This is a genomic window from Bradyrhizobium sp. S3.3.6 (assembly GCF_040546905.1).
GTDB classification, from domain to species: Bacteria; Pseudomonadota; Alphaproteobacteria; order Rhizobiales; family Xanthobacteraceae; genus Bradyrhizobium; species Bradyrhizobium cytisi.
Genome location: NZ_JBEPOT010000004.1, coordinates 140,648 through 160,824, shown reverse-complemented (window position 1 = coordinate 160,824; position 20,177 = coordinate 140,648). Strand labels below are relative to the sequence as shown.

5 protein-coding genes are annotated in these 20,177 nt (G+C 64.8%); 3 read left to right on the top strand and 2 right to left on the bottom strand.

The genetic code is table 11. The features are described from left to right. Positions 1-14: 14 nt before the first annotated feature. Complete coding sequence (locus ABID59_RS13380; protein ID WP_354032586.1) at positions 15-533, bottom strand: hypothetical protein; 519 nt, start codon at positions 531-533, stop codon at positions 15-17. Between the two features lie 49 nt (positions 534-582). Here ABID59_RS13380 and ABID59_RS13375 point away from each other — a divergent pair, with 49 nt between their 5' ends. Both ABID59_RS13375 and ABID59_RS13370 read left to right on the top strand, forming a co-directional pair. Further along, positions 583-906 (top strand): hypothetical protein, encoded by a 324-nt coding sequence (locus tag ABID59_RS13375; RefSeq protein ID WP_354032587.1) that lies wholly within the window; start codon positions 583-585, stop codon positions 904-906. A gap of 315 nt (positions 907-1,221) precedes the next feature. Beyond that, the gene (locus ABID59_RS13370; protein WP_354083696.1) at positions 1,222-2,082 is read left to right on the top strand and encodes a hypothetical protein; all 861 of its coding nucleotides are present in this window, start codon (positions 1,222-1,224) and stop codon (positions 2,080-2,082) included. A 54-nt stretch (positions 2,083-2,136) separates the two neighbouring features. Here ABID59_RS13370 and ABID59_RS13365 read toward each other — a convergent pair whose 3' ends face one another. After that, positions 2,137-2,943, bottom strand: a complete 807-nt coding sequence (locus ABID59_RS13365) for an outer membrane protein (protein WP_354032589.1) — start codon at positions 2,941-2,943, stop codon at positions 2,137-2,139. A gap of 351 nt (positions 2,944-3,294) precedes the next feature. Here ABID59_RS13365 and ABID59_RS13360 point away from each other — a divergent pair, with 351 nt between their 5' ends. Continuing rightward, positions 3,295-20,157, top strand: coding sequence for a beta strand repeat-containing protein (locus tag ABID59_RS13360; protein WP_354083695.1), 16,863 nt, complete (start codon positions 3,295-3,297; stop codon positions 20,155-20,157). The last annotated feature ends 20 nt before the right edge of the window (positions 20,158-20,177 follow it).

Sequence of the window (20,177 nt, the reverse complement as noted above, 5' to 3'; positions counted from 1 at the left end):
TCACATTGAAATCATTAGGCTTTTTTCTGGGTGCTGCCCGGAAATGCTACGACTCCGTTCTCGCTAGGCGTTCGCGTGCCGTTCGCCCGAGGCGCTGCCAGCCAGTCTTCGAGTGACTGGCTTTGATCGAACGTGACGATCTTCTCCATCGCGCTGATTCCAAGCCGCTGTCGATTGGCCTGAGCGATGTAGTGAGCGGGCATTTTTGGGTCGGCCCAGCCGAACATCGCCATCATCTGGCTTTCGGTGCAGTCTGCATAGGCAGCCACTTCGGCTCTAGCCTTGCGGACGCCATGGCAGCTCTTTTTCGGTTCGTTCACGGCGGCCAGGACCGCGTATTTCTTCAGTTTGGCCGCCCATGCCTTCTTGTTCGTCGGGAGAACCCGCCCGCGGACGAGCTTGCCGGTGAATACCTCGGTGCCAATGATGTTTGCCGCACGGGCAGCCCTGAGACTCTCGGCGAACTCCGGATGGAGGGGCACCGTGACGGTGGTATTGCCCCGGCTCTTCTCGGTGGCAATCTGCACAGCCATTTACTTCGCTGCTGCGCTGCTCATGCCGGAGTTGGCCTTCCGGAAGGAAATGAACCGTCACGACCCGGGCCTGACGTGTATCGAAGCACTCAGAAAGGCGTGTGAGACCTCGCTGACTGCCACCGCAATTCGCAACGCCTGTCTTACGCGTGATGGCGCCGCGGTCATCCTGAGTTCGGGCGAGACCATTGAGTACTGCTTCATGTCCGAAGGCCTGAAGGAAGCGAAGGGCATTAGCTGGCAACCTTTTCGGAGGTGGCCGACGCCGGAGCCCGATCGCCTCGGCATCCGGACCTCACGTTTCGTCAGGTTTCAGATCGTGTCATTAGCCTTCAAGGAGGAGCATGCGCTGCCTGCTTTTTTCTCCCGTTAATCCAGACCCTTAACGAGGGCCAGTAGCTCCCTGCGGCTCCTGGGATTGTCTCTCTCAGCCTGACTTCAGAAAAATTTTGCAGACGTCGGCACGACTCCATGAGATGCATGAGCGGGCGCAATGCCGCGCCCACGGGGTGGCAATCGATAGGTTCAGGTTTCGGATCGGAGCCGCCGCGCTGCTCGTTTTTTAAGAATGCGTTTGAGAAGGCTGTCACGCGCCGTTGGCGATCCGTGAGCCAGGGGAGGGAGGCTTGAGATCTTTTGCGATTGACGGTTTCGGACCGTCCGCCGGGTTGTCCCGACACCAATGGTGATGACGGCCGACGATATCCTGTCGCATCCGGCGTTGGAGAGCTGCGTTCGCGGCAAGGCTCAGGCGATGCTGGCGATACACGACGCGAGTCCACGAACTACGTCGCCGTTCGCGACCCAGCAGCGCTGGCTGATGACTCAGGCGATGCTGGCGGCTTATTTTCGCAACCAGGCACAGCAGATCGATTCCGGAATTCTGCCCGCACGACTGGTCGATTCGATCGTGGCCCATGCACTCGCAAGCCGCAACACAGCGACAGCCCTCATCAACGAGATGCTGAAATACGGCACCGTGCGCCATGTCGCGGGGAGCGAAGGCCGGCGCTATCGGCCGATCGAGCCGTCGCCAATAGCGCTTGCAGCGTTGTCGCATTGGCTGGCGGCGCATCTGACGTCGCTGGACGGGCTCGATGGCGGCAACAGATCGGTCGAACTGCGTGAGCGGCCGGCTCTGCTCGGCGCGATTCTGCCGCTCATCGCCGATGGCCTGCTGGCAACGCGCGCGGTTCGGGAGCCGAACGGAACCTTCTCGCTGTTTGCCTGGATCGACGATGGCGGCGTCGTGATGGATCGTCTGATCGTCGGGTGTCAGCAGGATTCGATTGCTCTCTCACGCATTCCGACCGATGTGACGTCGGTTTCGTGGTTGGCGCGGGGGCTCAATCTGTCGCGAAGCCAGCTCGCCCGCAAAATCGCCGCCGCCGAGACGATGGGCAGTCTTGGCTGGTCCGGCGTCCGCGGCAAATCCGCGTTATGGGTATCGGGCGAATTCTGGCGCGAATATCACGCCGCGCAAGCGGTGAAGCTCGCCATTATCGAGCAGGCTTTCGAAGCCTGTCGTCCGTGTTGCGCGGGTGATTAGGCGCGCAACGTTGCGGCATCCAGAAGATGCCGGTCATCGCGAAATTCGCGAGCATCAGCCGTGCCAGAACCGATAATCAAGACCGATGCGAAACTGGTCGAACCGCTCGCCGCGCGACCAGCTGAAGCTCTGGGTGCTGCCGGCAAATCCGGCCGTCGATACCGAACTGGTGACGTTGCCGAGATCGATATGGAGCCATTCGGCGCGCGCAAACCAATTGCCGTCGATATTCCATTCGCCGCCAAGGCCAGCGACCCAACCGGACCGCGTCACCGAACTGCTCGACGTTCCCGCGGTCGCTAAGGGCGACACGCCGCAGCCGCCAACAAGACAGCTCTGTGTTGCCGTTGTATCAATGCGTCCCCAAGCGGCGCCGCCGGTGACATAGACAAGAAATCTGTCCATGGCGATGGTGCCGAACCGGCCGCGCACCGTCGAAAGCCAGGCGGTCTTGCTGCTCAGCGAATCGGTGCCGAAGCCGGTATCGCCGCAGACACCCGGCACAATGGTCCCACGGCAGAAGCCGTATTTGGCATTGGTGAAATCGCCATCGGCTTCGATGCCGACAAGCCAGCGCGGAGCGAATTGCCAATTGTAGCCTGCTTGAACGCCACCGGTGAAACCGGTCGCGTTGATCCGATTGGCAGCCGGGAATGCGAGGTTGGGGAGCGAATCCGTAAAATTCGACGTTCCCGAATTCGAATTGGTGACGCCACCGATGTTGCCGCCGATATAAAAGCCGGTCCAGCCGAGCACCGGCGGTGCGGCGACCACGGGCGCCTTGACGGCCATGTCAGCCGCAAACACTGGCGTCGCGACGAGTGCCGCAAGGCCAAGAATACTGAGCGCGACTTTGTTCAATGCCCCCTCCAGAAAAACGCTTCGTCGGCGACGGACGAATGAAAGCAATTAGTGGTTGACCCTAGCATCCGAAAATAGCGCACACCACCACTATGTGAAAGTAGTGGCTTTCTCGGCATTTCAGAATGTCGAATCAGACGATTCATCCACACCGCGCGAATTCTGCAGGACGCGATTATTGCGGGGCGTTATTGCGAACGTGCATTCACATGCAAGCTCCTCCATCTGCTCATTTTTGGGGTTCGGGCCGCCCGAATGTGTTTTGCCCCACAAATGCGGACTGAACTGCCTTGCGCACGAGACAGGTGTCAACGATACGTGCTTCAGCCGACGGTAACCGGGAGGGTGGCGGTGAAGGCGAAGGGTAAACGCACAGACAAATCGTCGAGCGGCACGACCGCCAAATTCCAGCCCCTGAGCGCGGATGACCTCAACGGCATCGTTGGTGGAAATATCACGCCGCCTCCCGGCCAATTCAATTCGATTGCGGGCTTCGATACATCGCACCTCAATCTCGATGCCAACTCGATGCTTGCCGGTGTCTCTTCTCAGGAGATCGCGCAGGCCGTCGTCAATCATCAGACGACCGAAACGCAGGCGATGCATTTGATCGAGGCCGTGGCGGCTTACGATCAGACTCACACCACCCAAGCGCTTGCTGCCTTTGCCGGCGCGATCACGCAGACTTCGGGCCACACCAATGATGGCTATGCGGTCGGTGCCGAGATCGGCCATCTGATCACCGCGGGGCAGGTGAGTGCCACGCAGGCGATATCGGACGTCGCCGGCGCGGTTACCGCGGGGCAGTCGACCGGCCATGTGGCGGTCACCATGCTCGCGGGTATGAGCGGACCGGTTTCCGCGAGCGTTCAGGCCGCGGCCGGAACGGAAATCGCGGCGCTGGTGACCGCGGGCAACCTCAGCGCCACCCAGGCCGTAACCGACATCGTCAACGCATATGGTGTGGCCGGCGCGCTGACCCTCGATCAAACTATCGATGTCCTGAACGACGCCGCTGGTACGCCGGCCATGCACGCCGCCGTGGCGAGCGAGTACAACAGCCTGATGGCGAGCGGCCTGACTACGGGCAACCACATCGCCGCCGATATCGGTGCCGCAGTGGCGCAGTCCTATTCAGGTATCAGCCACGATTCGACCGCCGACATGAATATGATCATGGTCGCGAAAACCCTGACGATGGATGCGGTTATCGCTGGCGATTATGGTGCTCTGACTGGTTTCCAGCCGTTGTTGGCCACGATGCAGAACGCCGTCGCCAACGGCAACGAGTCCGTTCTCGACAATGCGGTGGCCAATAGCGTGCTGTCGCTGGTGAATGCCGGCGGCCTCACGCTGACGACGGCCGTTGCGGATCTGGTGCAACAGATCAACAGCCACGCCCTCAGCGGCGATCAGGGTTTCGCGCTGCTGAATTCGCTGGTGAACCTCGCGCCGAACTACTCCAATCTTGCGAACAACGTCGGTAGCTCGCTCTCGATCGATGCCGTACTCAATCAATTGGCGCCGGCGAGCGCGCAGACGGGGAGTCTTTCCGACGTCGTCGCTGAAGTGAATTCCGGTCGGTTGGCAGTGGGGCAGGCCATCGCCGCATTTGGCGGCCTTGCTGCCGGCTCCACGGTCGCGCAGATCACGGCAGGTGCCGACATCGCCGGCTTTATCCAGGCCGGCTATATCACCACCAATGCGGCCATTGCCGACATCGTCAGCTCCAACTGGGCCACCACGGAGACGTTCAATTTCCTGCTCGGCATGGCGAGCAGCGGCAACACCGCGATCGCGGGCGCCGCAATTGCTGAAATGCCGAGCGTAAGTTCGCCGTCGCAGGCGGTCGCCGCCATCAATTCCGCCATTGGCCTAACCGCGATCACGCCGACGCAGGCGCTTGGTATCCTGGTCGATCTCGCCAGTTCGACCGGGATGCAGGCGGCTGTCGCTGGTGAAATCGATTCCCTGATCTCGAACCACCAACTGACCACGTCGCAGGTCATGACTGCCATCGGCAGCGCGGTGACCTCATCGGTTCTGACCGCGACGGAAGCCGTGACCTTGCTGGCGGACATCGCGGCGCCGGCTTCCACGACCGTGCAGACCGCCGTCACCGCGGAAATTGCGTCTCTTGTTACGGCCGGCAATCTGACCGCCGATCAGGTGATCACGGCGCTGACCGGTCTTGTCGCGGGCGGCGGGGCTGCGATGCAGTCATTCGTTGTGACGGAGATCGGCGCGCTTGTCGCGGCGAACGAGATCACGACGGTGCAAGCGTTCGCCGACATCGCTGCCGCAGGTGCTTCACATGTTCTGAACGCCGGTCAGACCATTACCCTGCTGGCGTCTTTGGCTGCCAACTCAACGCCTCTGCAATTCACCTTGGGGTCCGACGTCGCCACGATGATCGGGACGGGCGCGATTACGGCAAGTGCGGCGGTGACCGATATCGCCGGCCTCAACCTGTCGTCGTCGGAGGCATTCAATATACTGCTCGGCCTGGCAACCAGCGGCGACACAGCGACCGCAAGTGCCGCTACCGCGGGAATGGCGAGCCTGCTGTCGCCAACGCAGCTGGTCAACGACATCGATTCCGCCATTGCCAATTTCACGATCACCACGGCGCAGGGAGTGGGCCTGCTGATCCACCTCGCCAGCGGTGCGAACATGACGTCGGCGGTCGCCGGCGAAATCGATGCGCTGATCGCAAGCAATCAGGTCTCCACCAGCACGGCGATGGCGAACATCGGCAGCGCCGTGACGTCGTCCGTCCTCACGGCGGCGCAGGCAGTGACCTTGCTGGCCTATATGGCAGCGCTGGCGTCGACGCCGTTGCAAACCGCCGTGACGGCAGAAATCGCCACGCTGGTGACGGGCACGACCATCACGGCAAATCAAGCGGTCAACGCGCTGACGGCGCTCTTCCCCAGCGGCACCACGGCGATGCAGGCGTTCGTGGTCGCGGAGATCAACGCGCTCGTGGGCGCGAACCAGATCACGGCCATTCAGGCCGTCAGCGACATCGCGGCCGCCGTGACGGCGCATGTCCTGACCGCCGACCAGGCGGTCACTTTGCTGAACATGCTGTCGAGCTCCGGTTCGACCGCCATGCAGGCCGCGGCCGGCGCCGAGATTGCGGCGCTGATCAGCTCGGCCTCGATTTCCACCTCCAATGCGGTCGCCGCGATCACCCACTCGACCAACACGAGCAGTGTTGCGTCGATCGAGCTCGCGATCGTGCAGCTGATGAACGTCGCGGCGAGCGGCAATGCGTCGGTGCGCGCGGAGATCAACGCCGACATCGCGGCGCTGATTTCGACGACCTTCCCGGCCGATACCGCTGTGGCGTTCCTTGCGAGCCTCGCGGCGAGCAATAACGCCGCGCTCGACAATGCGGTCGCCGGCACGATTCTGTCGCTGGTCGGCGGCGGCGCGTTGTCGATCACCTCCGCGATCGCCGACGTGACGCAGGCGGTCAGCGCCCAGGCCGTCAGCGCCGACCAGGCGGTGGCGCTGTTCGCGTCGATGCTGGGCGCCGTCGGCGCCAACGCGACCAATCAGGCCGCGATCATCACGGCGCTCGGTCATCTGGTTCCTGGTTCGCTCACGCTGTCGGCCGTCATGGCGGACATCGCCACCGCCGCGGGTGCTGGTCAGTTGACCCCGGCCCAGGCCATCTCGGCTTTCGTCAGCTTGATCGCCGGCGGGTCCGTCTCCGTGCAGGCTGCAGCAGGCACGTCCATCGCCGCGCTGATTCAATCTGGCGCGATCACTGCGAGCGCCGCCATCGCCGATATCAGGAGCCTCAATCTCGCGTGGAACGAGGCCTCCACTATCCTGCTCGGCGTGGCTGTCGGTGGCAGTGCCGCGACCGCGAGCGCGGTGACTACGGAACTCACCAGCGTGTTGTCGTCGGCTGGCCAGGCACGCAGCGAGATCGCCACCTTTGTCGCCGCTTCCGGGATCGCCGCAACGCCGCTGCTTGGCTTGTTGGTCCAACTCGCCAGCAACACCGCATGGCAGGAGGTTGTTGCCGAGCAAATCGAAACGTTGTCGGTGACGCCCGCGCAAGTGACGACCGCGGTCAACAACGCCGTGATCGCTTCCGTTCTGACGGCGGTCCAGGCCGTGTCCTTGCTGACCGATATCTGCGGAATGGCTTCGGCGAGCATGCAGACCGCGGCAACGACGGAGATTCTCGCGTTGGTCACCGGCGGCCGCATTACCGCTGTGCAGGTGATCGCGGGGCTGACCGGCGTCTTCTCCTCTTCGGGCGGTGAGGGGAGCGGGGCGTCTTCGGCGGCGATGACCTTCGTCTCGCACGTCATCGGCGCGCTCGTCGCGGCCGGGCAGATAACGAACACGGCCGCGATCAACGACATCGTTGGGCTGAGCATCGCGCCGGCGACAGCAGTGGTCGTGCTCGCCGGATTTGCGTCGAACAACAGCTTGACGCTCGACAATGCGGTGGCGGCCGCCATCGTGTCTCTGCTGAACGCCCAGACGTTCAGCATGACACAGGCCGCTCATGGCGTGACCACAGCGGTGAGCAACGGGGCGATCACCGCCGCGCAAGGCATCACGTTGTTGGCGGCGATGCTCGGCATCACCGGCAACGTCAATCCGAATTCGCCGCTCGGGCCGACCGGGATCTATCAGGCGCTTGGGTTCCTCGTCCCGTCCCAGATCACCGCGACAGCGGCCTTGGCGGACATCGTCACGGCGGTCGGCAACGGCCAGCTGACGGCGGTGGAAGCGATCAACGCGTTCGCCTATGTGGCGAGCTCCATCCCGGCGCAGTTCGCCGCGGGCCAGGACATCGCCGCGCTGATCCAGTCAGGCGCCACGACCGCCAGCGCCGCCATCGCGCAGGTCGGCGGCCTCGCCCCGGGTACCATCAACACCAACGAAGCGTTCTACATCCTCGCCGGCATTGCGCTCAACGGCAGCAGCGCGACCGCAAGCGCCGCCGCCGTCGTCATGGCTGGCCTCGGCGTGCCCGGGCAGTCGACCCAATACATCACCACGGCCGTCAACAGCTCGGCAATGACGGTCACGCAGGCGGTCAGCATCCTGCTCGAGCTCGCGGCCGTCACCGGCATGCAGGCGGCGGTCGCCGCTGAACTCGGCACATTCATCTCGAACAACCAGATCACCACGGCGCTGGTGATGACCGATATCGGCAACGCGGTGACGTCGTCGGTTATGACCGCGACACAAGCCGTGGATGTGCTGGCGGATCTCGCGGCACCGGCGTCATTGGCGGTGCAAAGCGCCGCTGCGACGGAAATCACCGCGCTGGTGAGCGGGGGTTACATCACCGGCAACCAGGCGACCACGACGCTGATCGGTCTGCTGACCGGTGGCACGGCGGCGATGCAGGTCTTCGCGCTCACCGCCATCAATGCGCTCATCGCCGCGAACCAGGTCACCGCCACACAGGTGGTGGCCGACGTCGCCGCCGCGGGCAGCGCCAATGCACTGACCCCGGACCAGACGATCTCGTTGCTGACATATCTCGCCGAGTCCGGGTCCGCGACGGTGCTGGCCGCCGTCGGCACTGATATCGCCGCAATGGTCGCGGCCGGCACGGTGACCGCCAGCCACGCGGTCGCCGACATCATGGGCACCACTGACACCGTCACGCCGACCAGCATCCTGCCCGCCATTCCGGTGATGATGTTCGCCGCGGCGAGCGGCAATGTGAGCCTGCAGAACGCTGTCATTGCACAATTGTCGTCGTTGGTCGCACCGTTCTACAGCGCGAGCAGTCTCGATCAGGACGTTGTCGATGCCCTGACGGACGCCTTCGCGGTCAGCAACGTCCCGAGCATCTTGCATATGATGCGGGATTTCGGCCCCATCAACGTCTCTGCCGCCGAGGTGAATGCCGATATCGTCAGAGCTGTTGCGAGCGGCGCGCTGACCGTGAGCAATGCCATCGCGGTCCAGCAGGCACTTGCCGTTCAGCTGGGTTCTGCGTGGCCCAACACGCCTATCACCCAACCGCAGATGGCGACGGCGCTCGGGGCGCTTGCCGCGTATAACAATCCGACGCTCACTGCGCTCGTCGCCAGCACGATCTGGTCCATGGTCAATGGCGGCCAGTTCGCGTCGTTCGCTGTCGCGCTGAACCCTGCCGTCAACAACAACGCCGCGCTCAACGTCACGCAGCAGGCGGCGCTGCTGCTGGCGCTCGCGGCCGATGTGCCCAGCGGCGCGAACAGCACCATCTACCTCAACACCATTGGTGGTGTCTTCGCCAGTCTGACGGCCGCCCAGGGACTCCCGCTCACCGAGCTGACAGCCGACATCGCGGCCGCGGTTAATTTCCATCAATTGACCGGCGATCAGGCGGTTTCGGTGCTGGTCGGTGCCGGATCCATCAGCGTCGCGGCCCAGATTGCTGTTGGCGGCCAGATCGACGCGCTGATCCAGGCCGGCAGCGTCAGCGTGTCCAATGCCGTCGCGCTTGTCGCGGCACTCAATGCTGCCGACGCGTCGTTCGGCGTTCTGATCGGCATGCTGATCAACGGCAACAGCGCAAACATCAGCACCGTTGCGCAGGAGATGCTGAGCCTTACTCAGATCCAATTCCCCGCGTCAGCCTTCAACGACATCAACACCGCGATCTATGCCGGCGCGATCACCGCAGATCAGGGCCTCGCGGTGCTGGCGGCATTCGCTGCTGCAGGCAACGCCTCGACCCAGATTTCGGTCGGCGGGGCGGTTGCCGCACTGATCGGCAACAGCACCATCACGTTGACCGGCGCGATCACCGACATCGGCGCGGCCGTCACGTCGACGGTCCTCAGCGGCGCGCAGGCGGCCAACATCCTGCTCGGTCTCGCGAGCCAGGGCAGTGTGACGACGCAAATTGCCGTCGGCGGCGAGTTTGCCGCGTTGGTCACGGCGAGCGCGCTTACCGGCAACGCTGCGATAGCCGACATTACGGGCGCGGTTCCGTCGATCCTCACGGCCAGCCAGTCCTTCAACGTCCAGATCGGCATGGCATTGAGCGGCGACCCGGCGCTGCAGACGACCCTGACGCCCACGCAGGTGATGACCGATATCAACGGCGCGCTGGGTGCATCGTCGATCACGGTCACTCAGGCGCTCGCTTTGCTGGCGCAGCTCGCGAGCGGCGGGAACAGCACCATGCAGTCGGCGGTGGCCGGCGAGATCAATCTGCTGGTCGGAAACGCGACCATCACCATGGCGACGGCGGATCAGGCATTCGCCGTGCTAGCGCAACTTGCGGGTGTCGGCAGCAGCAGCGTCCAGTCGGCGGTGATCGGCGACATCAATCTGATGATCGCGGATTCGCTCATCACCACGTCGCAGGCAATGACCGACATCGCGACCGCGGTGCACGGTGCGTCGTTGACCGGCGATCAGGCGGTGGCGCTGCTGGTGGGCATCGCCGCGCAAGGCACGCTCAGTGTGCAGTTCGCGGCCGGCGGATCGATCGTCGCGCTGATCGCGGCCGGCGCGCTCTCGGCCACCAGTGCAGCGACCGACATCGGCAACGCGGTCACCGCGTCGAGCCTCACGTCCGACCAGGCGGTCGCGATCCTGCTCGGCATGGCGATCGGCACCAATGCGGCCGCCGCCTCGGCGGCGGCGCACGAGCTTGAAATCCTTGTCACGCCCGCGCAGGTCATCACCGACATCAACAACGCGGTGACGGCGTCCCAGCTCACCGCGACCCAGGCCCTGAGCGTGCTGGCCACGCTGGCGGCGACCGGATCGACCGCGATGCAGACCGCGGCCGTGGCCGAGATCAACACCCTGATCGGCGGGCTCACCGTCACGCAGGCGATGAACGAACTGCTTGCCATCGCCGCCAACGGCCTGACCGTGCAGGGCGCGGTGGCGAACGAAATCAACAGGCTGATTTCAGGCAATTTGCTCACCGCCGCGCAGGCCGTCGCCGACATCGGCGCCGCGGTGCCGTCAGTGCTGACGGCGGACGAAGCCGTCACGCTGCTGATCAATCTCGCCACCTCGGCGCCGACAGCGGTGCAGACCGCCGTCAGCGCGGAGATCTCCACGCTGATCACCGGCAGCCACATCACCGCCGACCGGGCGGTCATCGACCTGGTGGCCGTGGCGGCGACCGGCTCCGCCGCATTGCAGGCCGCGGTCGTGGCCGAGATCAACAGCCTGATTGCCGCCAACCAGACCAACGCGGCGCGGATCATCGCCAATCTTGGCACCGCGGTCGCAACTGGCTTGCTCGGCGTGGACGAAGTGATCACGTTGACGACGATCCTGGTGGCCTCGTCGCCGCAGGCGCAGGTGTATCAGGCCGGACTCGGCATCGCGAACTTCGTCAACTCCGGTCTGGCCACGGCCGCTCAAGCCGTCGCGGATATCATGAGCGCGACGTCGCAGGGTGTGACGCTCGATCAGGCCTACGCCCTGCTGGTCAATGCCGCGGGGGGCAATTCGGCGCTGGACGCTGCCCTGAGGGACCAGCTCTTCAGTGGCACCGTGCCCGATCTCCCGTCTCTCGCCGCGCTGCTGCCGGCAGCGAATTCTGCGGTCGCTGCCGAGATCGGAAAAGCGGTCCTCTGGACTGTCTATCAGACTCCTGTGACGACGCAGGCCCAAGCCAACCTCGAACCGCCAATCGCCGTCAACGCCATCGTCACGCAGCCGTGCGATCAGGCCGTAACGGCTCTGGTCGCTATGGCGGGCCTCGGCGCCCAGTTCGGCATGAACACGAGCGACTTCGGGCGGATTTTCGGCGCGGCGGTGATCAACGGAATCGGCGCGATCATCGGCCACGGCCAGGTGACCGGCGCGAGCGCGGTTGCCGATGTCGTCAACGGCCTGAACGCAGGGCTAATCTCGGCCGACCAGGCCGCCTACATGATGACGTATCTGGCGAGCTCGGGCTACGTGTCGCAAGCCGCCGCCGGCGCCGGCATGGCCGGCATCGTCGCGCAATCTTCGGCCGTTCTCACCAATCTGTACAATGGCAACTACACGTTCCTCATTCCTTCGACGTACAATCTCGACCAGCAGGTCGAGCTGTTCGCAGGAGTGATCGGCGCGCCCAGCGCCAGCGCGTCGCTGCAAGCCACAGTGGCGGGCTGGATCGCCGGCTACACGCCGTTCAACGTTTCGGGCCCGCAAGTCGTCGCCGACATCGACGCGTTGCTCACGAGCGGCGCGCTCACGCCCGCACAGGCGGCGGTCGTGTTCTATCAGCTCGGCGCCAATGTCGGCAGCGCCCAGGGCGGATATACGGATTCGCTACAGACGGCCCTCCAGGGCACGATTTCGGGGCTCGGCCCCAACGCCACCGCCGGGATCGTCGAACTGATCAGCGATCAGATCATCACCGCGGATCATGGCGTCGCCTTGTTGCTGAGCCTCGTCGGCAACGGCACCGGCTCGAACAGCCTCGTCGCCAGCGAAATTGCGAGCCTGGTGCACAACAACGCCACCACCGCCGCGCAGGTGATGACGGACATCACCGCCGCCATGGGCTCGGGTGCCACCGCCGATCAGGCGGTCACGCTGCTGGCGATCCTGTCGGTTCAGGGCAATGCGACGCTGCAATCCGCCGCCGATGCCCAGATTCTCTCGCTCATCACTGGCAACCAGATCTCCCCTGCGCAGGCGATGGCTGACATCGGCAACACCATCGCGGCCGGCACGCTCACCGGCGACCAGGCGGTGGCGCTGCTGGCGAGCCTTGCCGGAAGCGGCAATGCTGTGGTGCAGGCCGCGATCGGTAGCGAAATCGCTGGCCTCATCGGGGCCAGCAATCTCACGGCGAGCCAGGTCAACACCGATCTCGGAAATGCGATCACCGCCCATGCGCTGACGGTCGATCAGGCCGTTGTCGTGCTCGGCAGCGAAGCCCGTGCGGGCAACGCCGCGGTGCGCACCGCGGCCATCGGCGAGCTCTCGGCGCTGGTCAGCGGCAACCAGATCGCGGCCGCCCAGGTCGGCACCGACATCGGCACTGCGATCGGCACCGGCTTCACCGCCGATCAGGCGGTCGCGCTGCTGGCCAGCATCGCGGCCCAGGGCAATGCGGCCCTGCAGGGCGCCGCCGCGGCGGAAATTCTCGCCTTGATCGCCGGCCATCAGGTCACCGCCGCGCAGGCGATGACCGATATCGGCAACGCCATTACCGCCGGCACGCTGACCGGCGACCAGGCCATCGGTGTGTTCGCCCTGCTGGCGAATTCCGGCACCGCGGCCGAGCAGGCCGTCATAGGGGGCGAGCTGGCGACGCTGATCGCCGCCGCCACGATCACGGCCACCCAGGCTACGGCCGATATCAACACGGCCATCACCACCAATGCGCTGACGGCCGATCGTGCGATTGCCGTGCTCGCCAATCTCGCGGCCGCCGGCAACGCCACGGTGGTGGGCGCAGTCATCACCGAAATCGCCGCGCTGGTCGGCGCCAACAGGATTTCGGCCACCTCTGTGGCGACCGATATCGTCGGCACCATCGGTGCGTCGCTCACGATCGACCAGGCGGTCGCGCTGCTGGCTGGCGCTGGCGGACGAGGCGGGGCGGCGCTGCAAGCCGCCGCCATCAGCAACATTCTCACGCTGGTCCAGAACAGCCAGATCACCATCGCACAGGCGCTCACCGACGTCGGCGGCACCGTCGCGGCCGGTACCCTCACGGCAGATCAGGCTGTCGGCCTGTTGGCGGCCGTCTCTAATGCCGGCAGCGCGGCGCAACAGCAGGCGGTCGGCGCCGAAATTGCGGCACTGATCGCGGCGAACCGCATCACCGCCTCGCGGGCGATGACGGATCTCGATAGCGCGGTCGGAGCGGGTGCGCTCACCGCCGACCGCGGCATCGCCGTGCTGGCCGGCGTCTGGCTCGCCGGCGGCACCGGCGTGCCGGCCACCGCGGTCAGCGAAATCCTCGCGCTTGTCACCGAGGGCCGGCTCAGCGCCGCTCAGGCCGCGAGCGATATCGGCGGCATGGTGGGCGGCGTGCTCACCGGCAATCAGGACGTGACGCTGCTGGCGAGCCTGTGGCTGCAGGGTGGCACGACGGTCCGGGGCGCTGTCGCCCAGGAGCTGGTCACGCTGATCACCAACGGCAACATCACGGCCGCGCAGTTCGGCGCCGCAATTACGGCGGGCGCGCTGACGGCCGATCAGGTCATTGCCTTGATGTCGGTGGTCGCGAGCGACGGCGACACCCAGATTCAGATCGACATCGGCGCCGGCATTGCGGCGCTGATCGCCGGCAATCAGATCACCGTCACGGCGGCGATCAGCGATATCGACACGGCCATCGCCGGTGGCGTGCTCACGCCGGACCAGGGCGTCGCGGTCATGTCGGGCATGTCGGCGAACGGCAGCACGGCGGTGCAGACCGCGGTCGCCGACGAGATCGAGGTCCTGGTGCATCCGGTCATTTCGGCGAGCCAGGCGGTGGCCGACATCGCCAATGCCATCGGCAATGGCATTACGGCCGATCAGGCCATCTCGATGCTTGCCGTGCTCTGGACCGAGAACGACGCAACGCTGCAAGGCGCCGTCGTCAGCGAAATTCTCACACTGATTTCCGGAGGCCAGATCACCGCCACGCAGGCGATGACCGATATCGGCAACACGCTCGCCGCCGGCACGCTGACCAATGCCCAGGTCACGGCGCTGTTCAGCGCGCTGTCGAGTGCCGGATCGACGATCGTGCAGAACGCCGTGGCCACCGAGGTCGCGAACCTGCAGGGCGTCGCCGGCATCGATGCGCAGGTCACCAGTCACGGCATCACGGCCGCCGTCGCCATTCCGGCGCTCTTGAGCCTGCTCGCCGGCGATGCGTCGTTGCAGTCGGCGGTCACGACCGAACTTCTCAAGCTGGCGGGAGAGACGCCCAGCGTCATCCCGCTGATCGCCTCCGACATCGGCGCGGCGATCGGACAGAACTTTAGCGCGGATCAGGCGATCAACCTGCTCATCAGCGTGGGCGCGCAGGGCAACGCGGCGCTGCAAGTTGCCAGCGGCGCGGAGATCGCGTCGCTGATCACCAGCAACCAGGTCAGCATCGCTCAGGTGATGTCGGACATGCTCGGCGCGGTCGATTCGCAGTGGCAGGCGGGTCTCGACCCGTTTGCGCGCACGGGAAGTGACATTCGGACCATATCGGCGGATCAGGCGGTTGCGCTGCTGACCGTGATCGCGTCGCATTCTGGGGCCGCCGTCCAGGTTGCGGCCGGCGACGCCATCTTCGTATTTACGCAGCTGAACTGGATATCGGCCGCGCAAGCGGTCGGCGACATCACCGCTGCGGTCACGTCGGGTGCGCTCGGCGCAGGACCTGCGGTGGTCATGCTGGCGGCGGGCGCCGAATTCGCCGCCAATATCCTGCAATCGGGCTACTATACGTTCTTCAGCAACGATATCCCCGCCAACTATGTGCCTGCGACCCAGTCGGTCTTCCTGGGCGGAATCACCACCCTGATTGCCAACAATGCGTTGAGCGCGGCTGCTGCCATGGCTGACGTCGCAGCCATTGCGGGCGTTCCCACCCTCGGCTTTGTCGATCAGGCGACCCAGTACTGGATTTATCGGACGCAGTTCGGCTCCGTCACAACCACCCAGTATCAAGGGCCCGGTTACATTTACGCCTACACGATCGATAGCGTCGGGGTGAATGCCACCACCGCGCCCGCCAACGCCAGCCAGGTGTTGTCGCTGCTGGTCGGCATTGCGGAAATCGGTACAACGGCTGTGCAGTCCGCGGCCGGCACCGAAATCGCCGCGCTGATCGGACAAAATCAGATCACCGCGCCGCAAGCGGCGGCGGCGATTGGCGGCGCGATCGGCAATGGCTTGACCGCCGACCAGGTCATGGCGATGCTGGCGGGCATCGCCGCCACCGGCAATTCGACCGCGACCGCGGTGGGCAACGAAATCCTCGCGCTTGTGACCGCCGGCAAGATCACCACCACGCAGGCGATGACCGACATCGACCACGCCGTCACCAGTTCGGTCCTGCCGGCCGGCGCTGCACTCGCGGTGCTCAATGCTGTTGCGGCCGGCGGCAATGCCAGCGAGCAGACCGCAGTGATCGGCGAGGTCGGCACGCTGCTGACCGAAACCAAGATCACGTTCTCGCAGGCACTGTCGCTGTTGGCGACCGTCGCGGGCGAAGGCCCGACCGCCGTGCAGACGGCGGCCGTCAGCGAGATCGCCACACTGATCACGGGCCATCAGCTCACAGCAACGCAGGCGCTGTCGACGCTGCTCACGATTGCGGGTGACGGCAACGGCACTGTGCAGACGGCGGTGGTCAGCGAGATTACCACGTTGATCTTGAGCAACCAGCTCACCGTGACCCAAGCGATCACCGGTATCGGCACTGCGGTCGGCGCCGGTCTCAGCGGCGCTCAGGCGGTGAGCATGTTGATGTCGCTTGCGGTGCAGGATACCGCGGCCCAGAGCGCTGTCACGGCCGAATTCCTTGTCCTGCTCAACGCCAACCAGACCACGCCCGATGCCGTGGCGAACACGATCGTCAATGCGGTTCTCGCAGGGACGATCGTGCCTGCACAGGCGCTTACGATGCTGATCGGGCTTGCCGAAGGCGGCAATATCGCGCTCGCGCTCGCTGTCGGCACTGCGATGAACGCCTACACCAGCGGCAACGCCAACAACGGCAATTTGTATACTCTCGACAGCAATGCCGCTGCCGCGATCGCGTCGGCCGTCAATGCCCATGCCATGAGCGCCAATCAGGCCGTCGCCATGCTTGTCGGCATGGAGGTCACGACGCAGGTCACCAGCGCTCTCGTCGCCGCCAACGTCATCACGGCCCAACAGGCCGCCACGGCGCTGTTGCTGGTCTGGACGCAGAACGATCCGTCCCAGCACGTGCAAGCAACCGTGGCCCGCGAACTGACCGCCCTGATGGCCGGCATTGGCTCGGGCGCCCTGATCGCGCCAACTGCGCTGATGGTGGACATCACGGCTACCGTCACGTCGAATACGATGTCCAGCTCCCAGGCCGTCATCCTGCTCGGCGCGCTGCTCTGGCAAGCGCCATCGACGTCTCTGCCTGCTCTCATCAACGAGGTCGGATCGCTGGCCAATCAATTCGGCGCTGCTCAGATCATCTCGCAAATCCAGGCGATGCTGACCTCGAACCAGGCTCTGGCCGTCTTCTCGAATTTCGAAGCGTATTCTTGGCGTTTGAACGCCGACGTGGCGAAGTACATGAGCCTGCTGTTATCCGGCATTGCCACCGGCAGCGCCGCCAACACCATGCTGGCGGGCGCCGCGCTCGCCTCGATGGTCGAACAGCAGCAGATTTCGTCCTACACGTTCAACATCACGCCGCTGATCACGAGCGGCGCCCTGACCCAGGCCCAGGGCGTCAATGTGCTCGCGGCGACGATCGCCAATCTCTCGCCATCGGACATCGAGTCCGTCGGCATCGCCGGACAGCCGGGCGTCAACGCGATCAGCAACCTCGCCAACTACATCGCCGCTCTGGCGGGTGTCGCCGCGATCGGCGAGATCGACGCCTTTGTCGGCGCGTCGTCGGCGTCGATGGCCGCCTGTGGCGCGCTCGCCGGGGCGTTCGCCGATCTTCTCACGCGGGTGGATAGCCACGGCCAGCCCCTCGCCACCGTTGCGCAGATCGTGACGCAGGTGAACACCGACGTCAGCAACAACGTGCTCGGGGCCGACCGGGCGATCTGGTTGCTCTCGGGCCTCGCCGCTCACGTGACCAGTCCGCTGATCGGCACCGAAATCGCTACGCTGGTGGCCCGCGGCCGCATCACCGCCGCGCAGGCGATCAACGATCTCGATGCCGCCGTCATCGGCAATCTGTTGTCCGCCAGCCAGGCGATCGCGGTCCTTGGTGGCATTGCGGCGAACGCGCATGGCAGCGCCACGCTGCTGACCGGTGTCGCCAACGAAATCGCAAGCCTCGAAGGCGCCGTCCTCGGCACGACGCAATTCCAGGCGGCCATCACGTACGCCGCGGGTGAGTTCGTCGCGCTGGCCAGCGGCCAGAAGACCGCCGCGCAGGTGATCACCGATCTTGAAACCTATTCGACCGCCAGCGTTCCGGCGGACGTGCTGTTGAGCGTGGCGCTGATCGAGAGCCAGGGCGCCGGCCTGACGACTGCCGCCAACGCGATCGCGATCGAGATCTACAACCGCATCAGCAACGATGCCGCGGAAAGCGGCCTCGCCCAGTTGGTCTCGGAGGGCGTTCTCTCCCTGACGATGGCCCAACAGATCGTCAGCCAGGCCTTGACCGCCGCGTGGTCGAACATCCCGACGCCCGTCCTCAATCTAGGGAACGTGCCGGCGACCGGCCCCTATTCGGCCAGCGTTACCGGCGGCATCACCGCGCCCATGACCTTGCAGCAGGCCCTCGTTCCCGCGATCGATCTGCTGAACCAGGATCTCATCGCCTATACGGACGCCCCCGCTGTCGTCGCCGGAACGATGACCGCCGCGACGGCGATCGCCAACGTCGAAGCCTACAGCGGGTCCTTCCCCTATGTGGTCGACGTGGCGCTGATGCATTTGTCGACGCTGGTGAACGCCGGTGTCGGCCCGGCGCCGAACCTGACGCTTCTGCAGCAGCTGGGCGGTTACACCCCGGCAGATCTCCAGGCCGTTCAGAACGCCTACAACATCCTCACCGGGGCGAACGCCGCAATTCTGGTGGCGCTGGGCCATCGCATCGGTACCGGCGCCACCGAAATCGGCCTGGTGGGCGCGATCACCGGCGGATACCTGCCGTACACGCAGGCGATGGCGCTGCTGAACGGCGAATTGACGGCCGCGCTGGTGCATGCCTCGTCGACCGAAAACAGCACGCTGCACAGTGTGGCGTATGCCTGGATCGACATCGTCGCCAACAACATCGCCAACGGCGGTGCTCTCTCGATCCACAACACCGCGCTGGCGGTGCAGAGCCAGATCGAAAGCGGCGGCCTCACGACCATCCAGTCGTTGTTGACCGGCATTGCGACCATCAACGCCGTCGAGAGCAATGCGGCCAATTACTCCGTCGAGACCGATCTCGCTGTTCACCTCAGCCAGATGTGGACTGTCTTGATATTGCCCGCCAATGCGAGCATCACGGACGTGGCCGCGGCTGCTCACACAGCGACGGCCTGGTACCAGACCGCCTGGACCGCGGCGTGGACCAACTTCCCGCTGTCGCACATCATCGGCGGCGAGATCGCCGGCAACGCGACCAGCGCGCAAGGCTACATGGATCTGCTGTCAAGTCTGCTGGTGTCCGGACTTCCGATCGGGCAGGGGCCACTGTTGAACGCCCTGGGGCTCGGCAAGAATGTCCAGTCCATGCAGAGTGCGTTGATCAACCAAATCTTCGGCACCACGGGCAGCACTGTCGATCCCGAGGACATGGCCAACGGCTTCGGCGATGTGCTCAAAGACGCGTGGGAAAAGATCAGCTTCGGCTATGGTAAGGGTCTGACCGGAAGCGGCGCCGGCGAGGCGGGGGAATTCGAGGTGACGCTCGACTCCGGCACGCTTGTCGAGTTCAGCCCGGCCATGACATTCACGATGGTTCAGCTGGCGTCGAACGGCATGGTCGCATTGATGACCATGGATGCGGTTGCGGGTGTCCTCAACTCCAATCCGGTCATTGCGAATATCTCAGGGCCTCTGCTGGGCGCGTTTAAGCTCGTCGCCAATACTTGCAACCTCGTCACCAACCTCCTGAACACCACGGCGCTCACCTACATGAGTCAGGTCTATACGATGGGTGCGGACATGGTGAATATTTTCGCCGACGGCAGCGACACCCAGAAGATCGCTGCCGATGGGGCGGCGCTTGGCGAGGCGTTGTTCCAATATTCGGTGGGCTTCCAGTTCCCGGCCGTGCAGAACCTCGCGCAGGATGTCGGCGCCGCGTTCCAGGATCTGTTCACCGGGCATCCGCTCAGCCTCGCCAGCGACGTGCTGTCGCTTGGCGGTGACACGATCCGGCTGATCCTGAGCAATCCCTACCTGCAGGCCGCCGCGGCCGTGCTCAACACCTATGCCACGCAGGTGGAGGACGATCTTGGCCTGAACAAGGTTGCCAACGCGTTCGAGAGCCTGGGGGATTGGCTGGCCGAGGCCACTGCGCTGCCTCCGAACACCACCGTGCAGCCGCTGGGCCTCAACTCGGCGACGTTCTATCATACCCTTCAATCGACCTTCAGCTGGCTGTGAGGCAAACGTCAGGTTTGGGA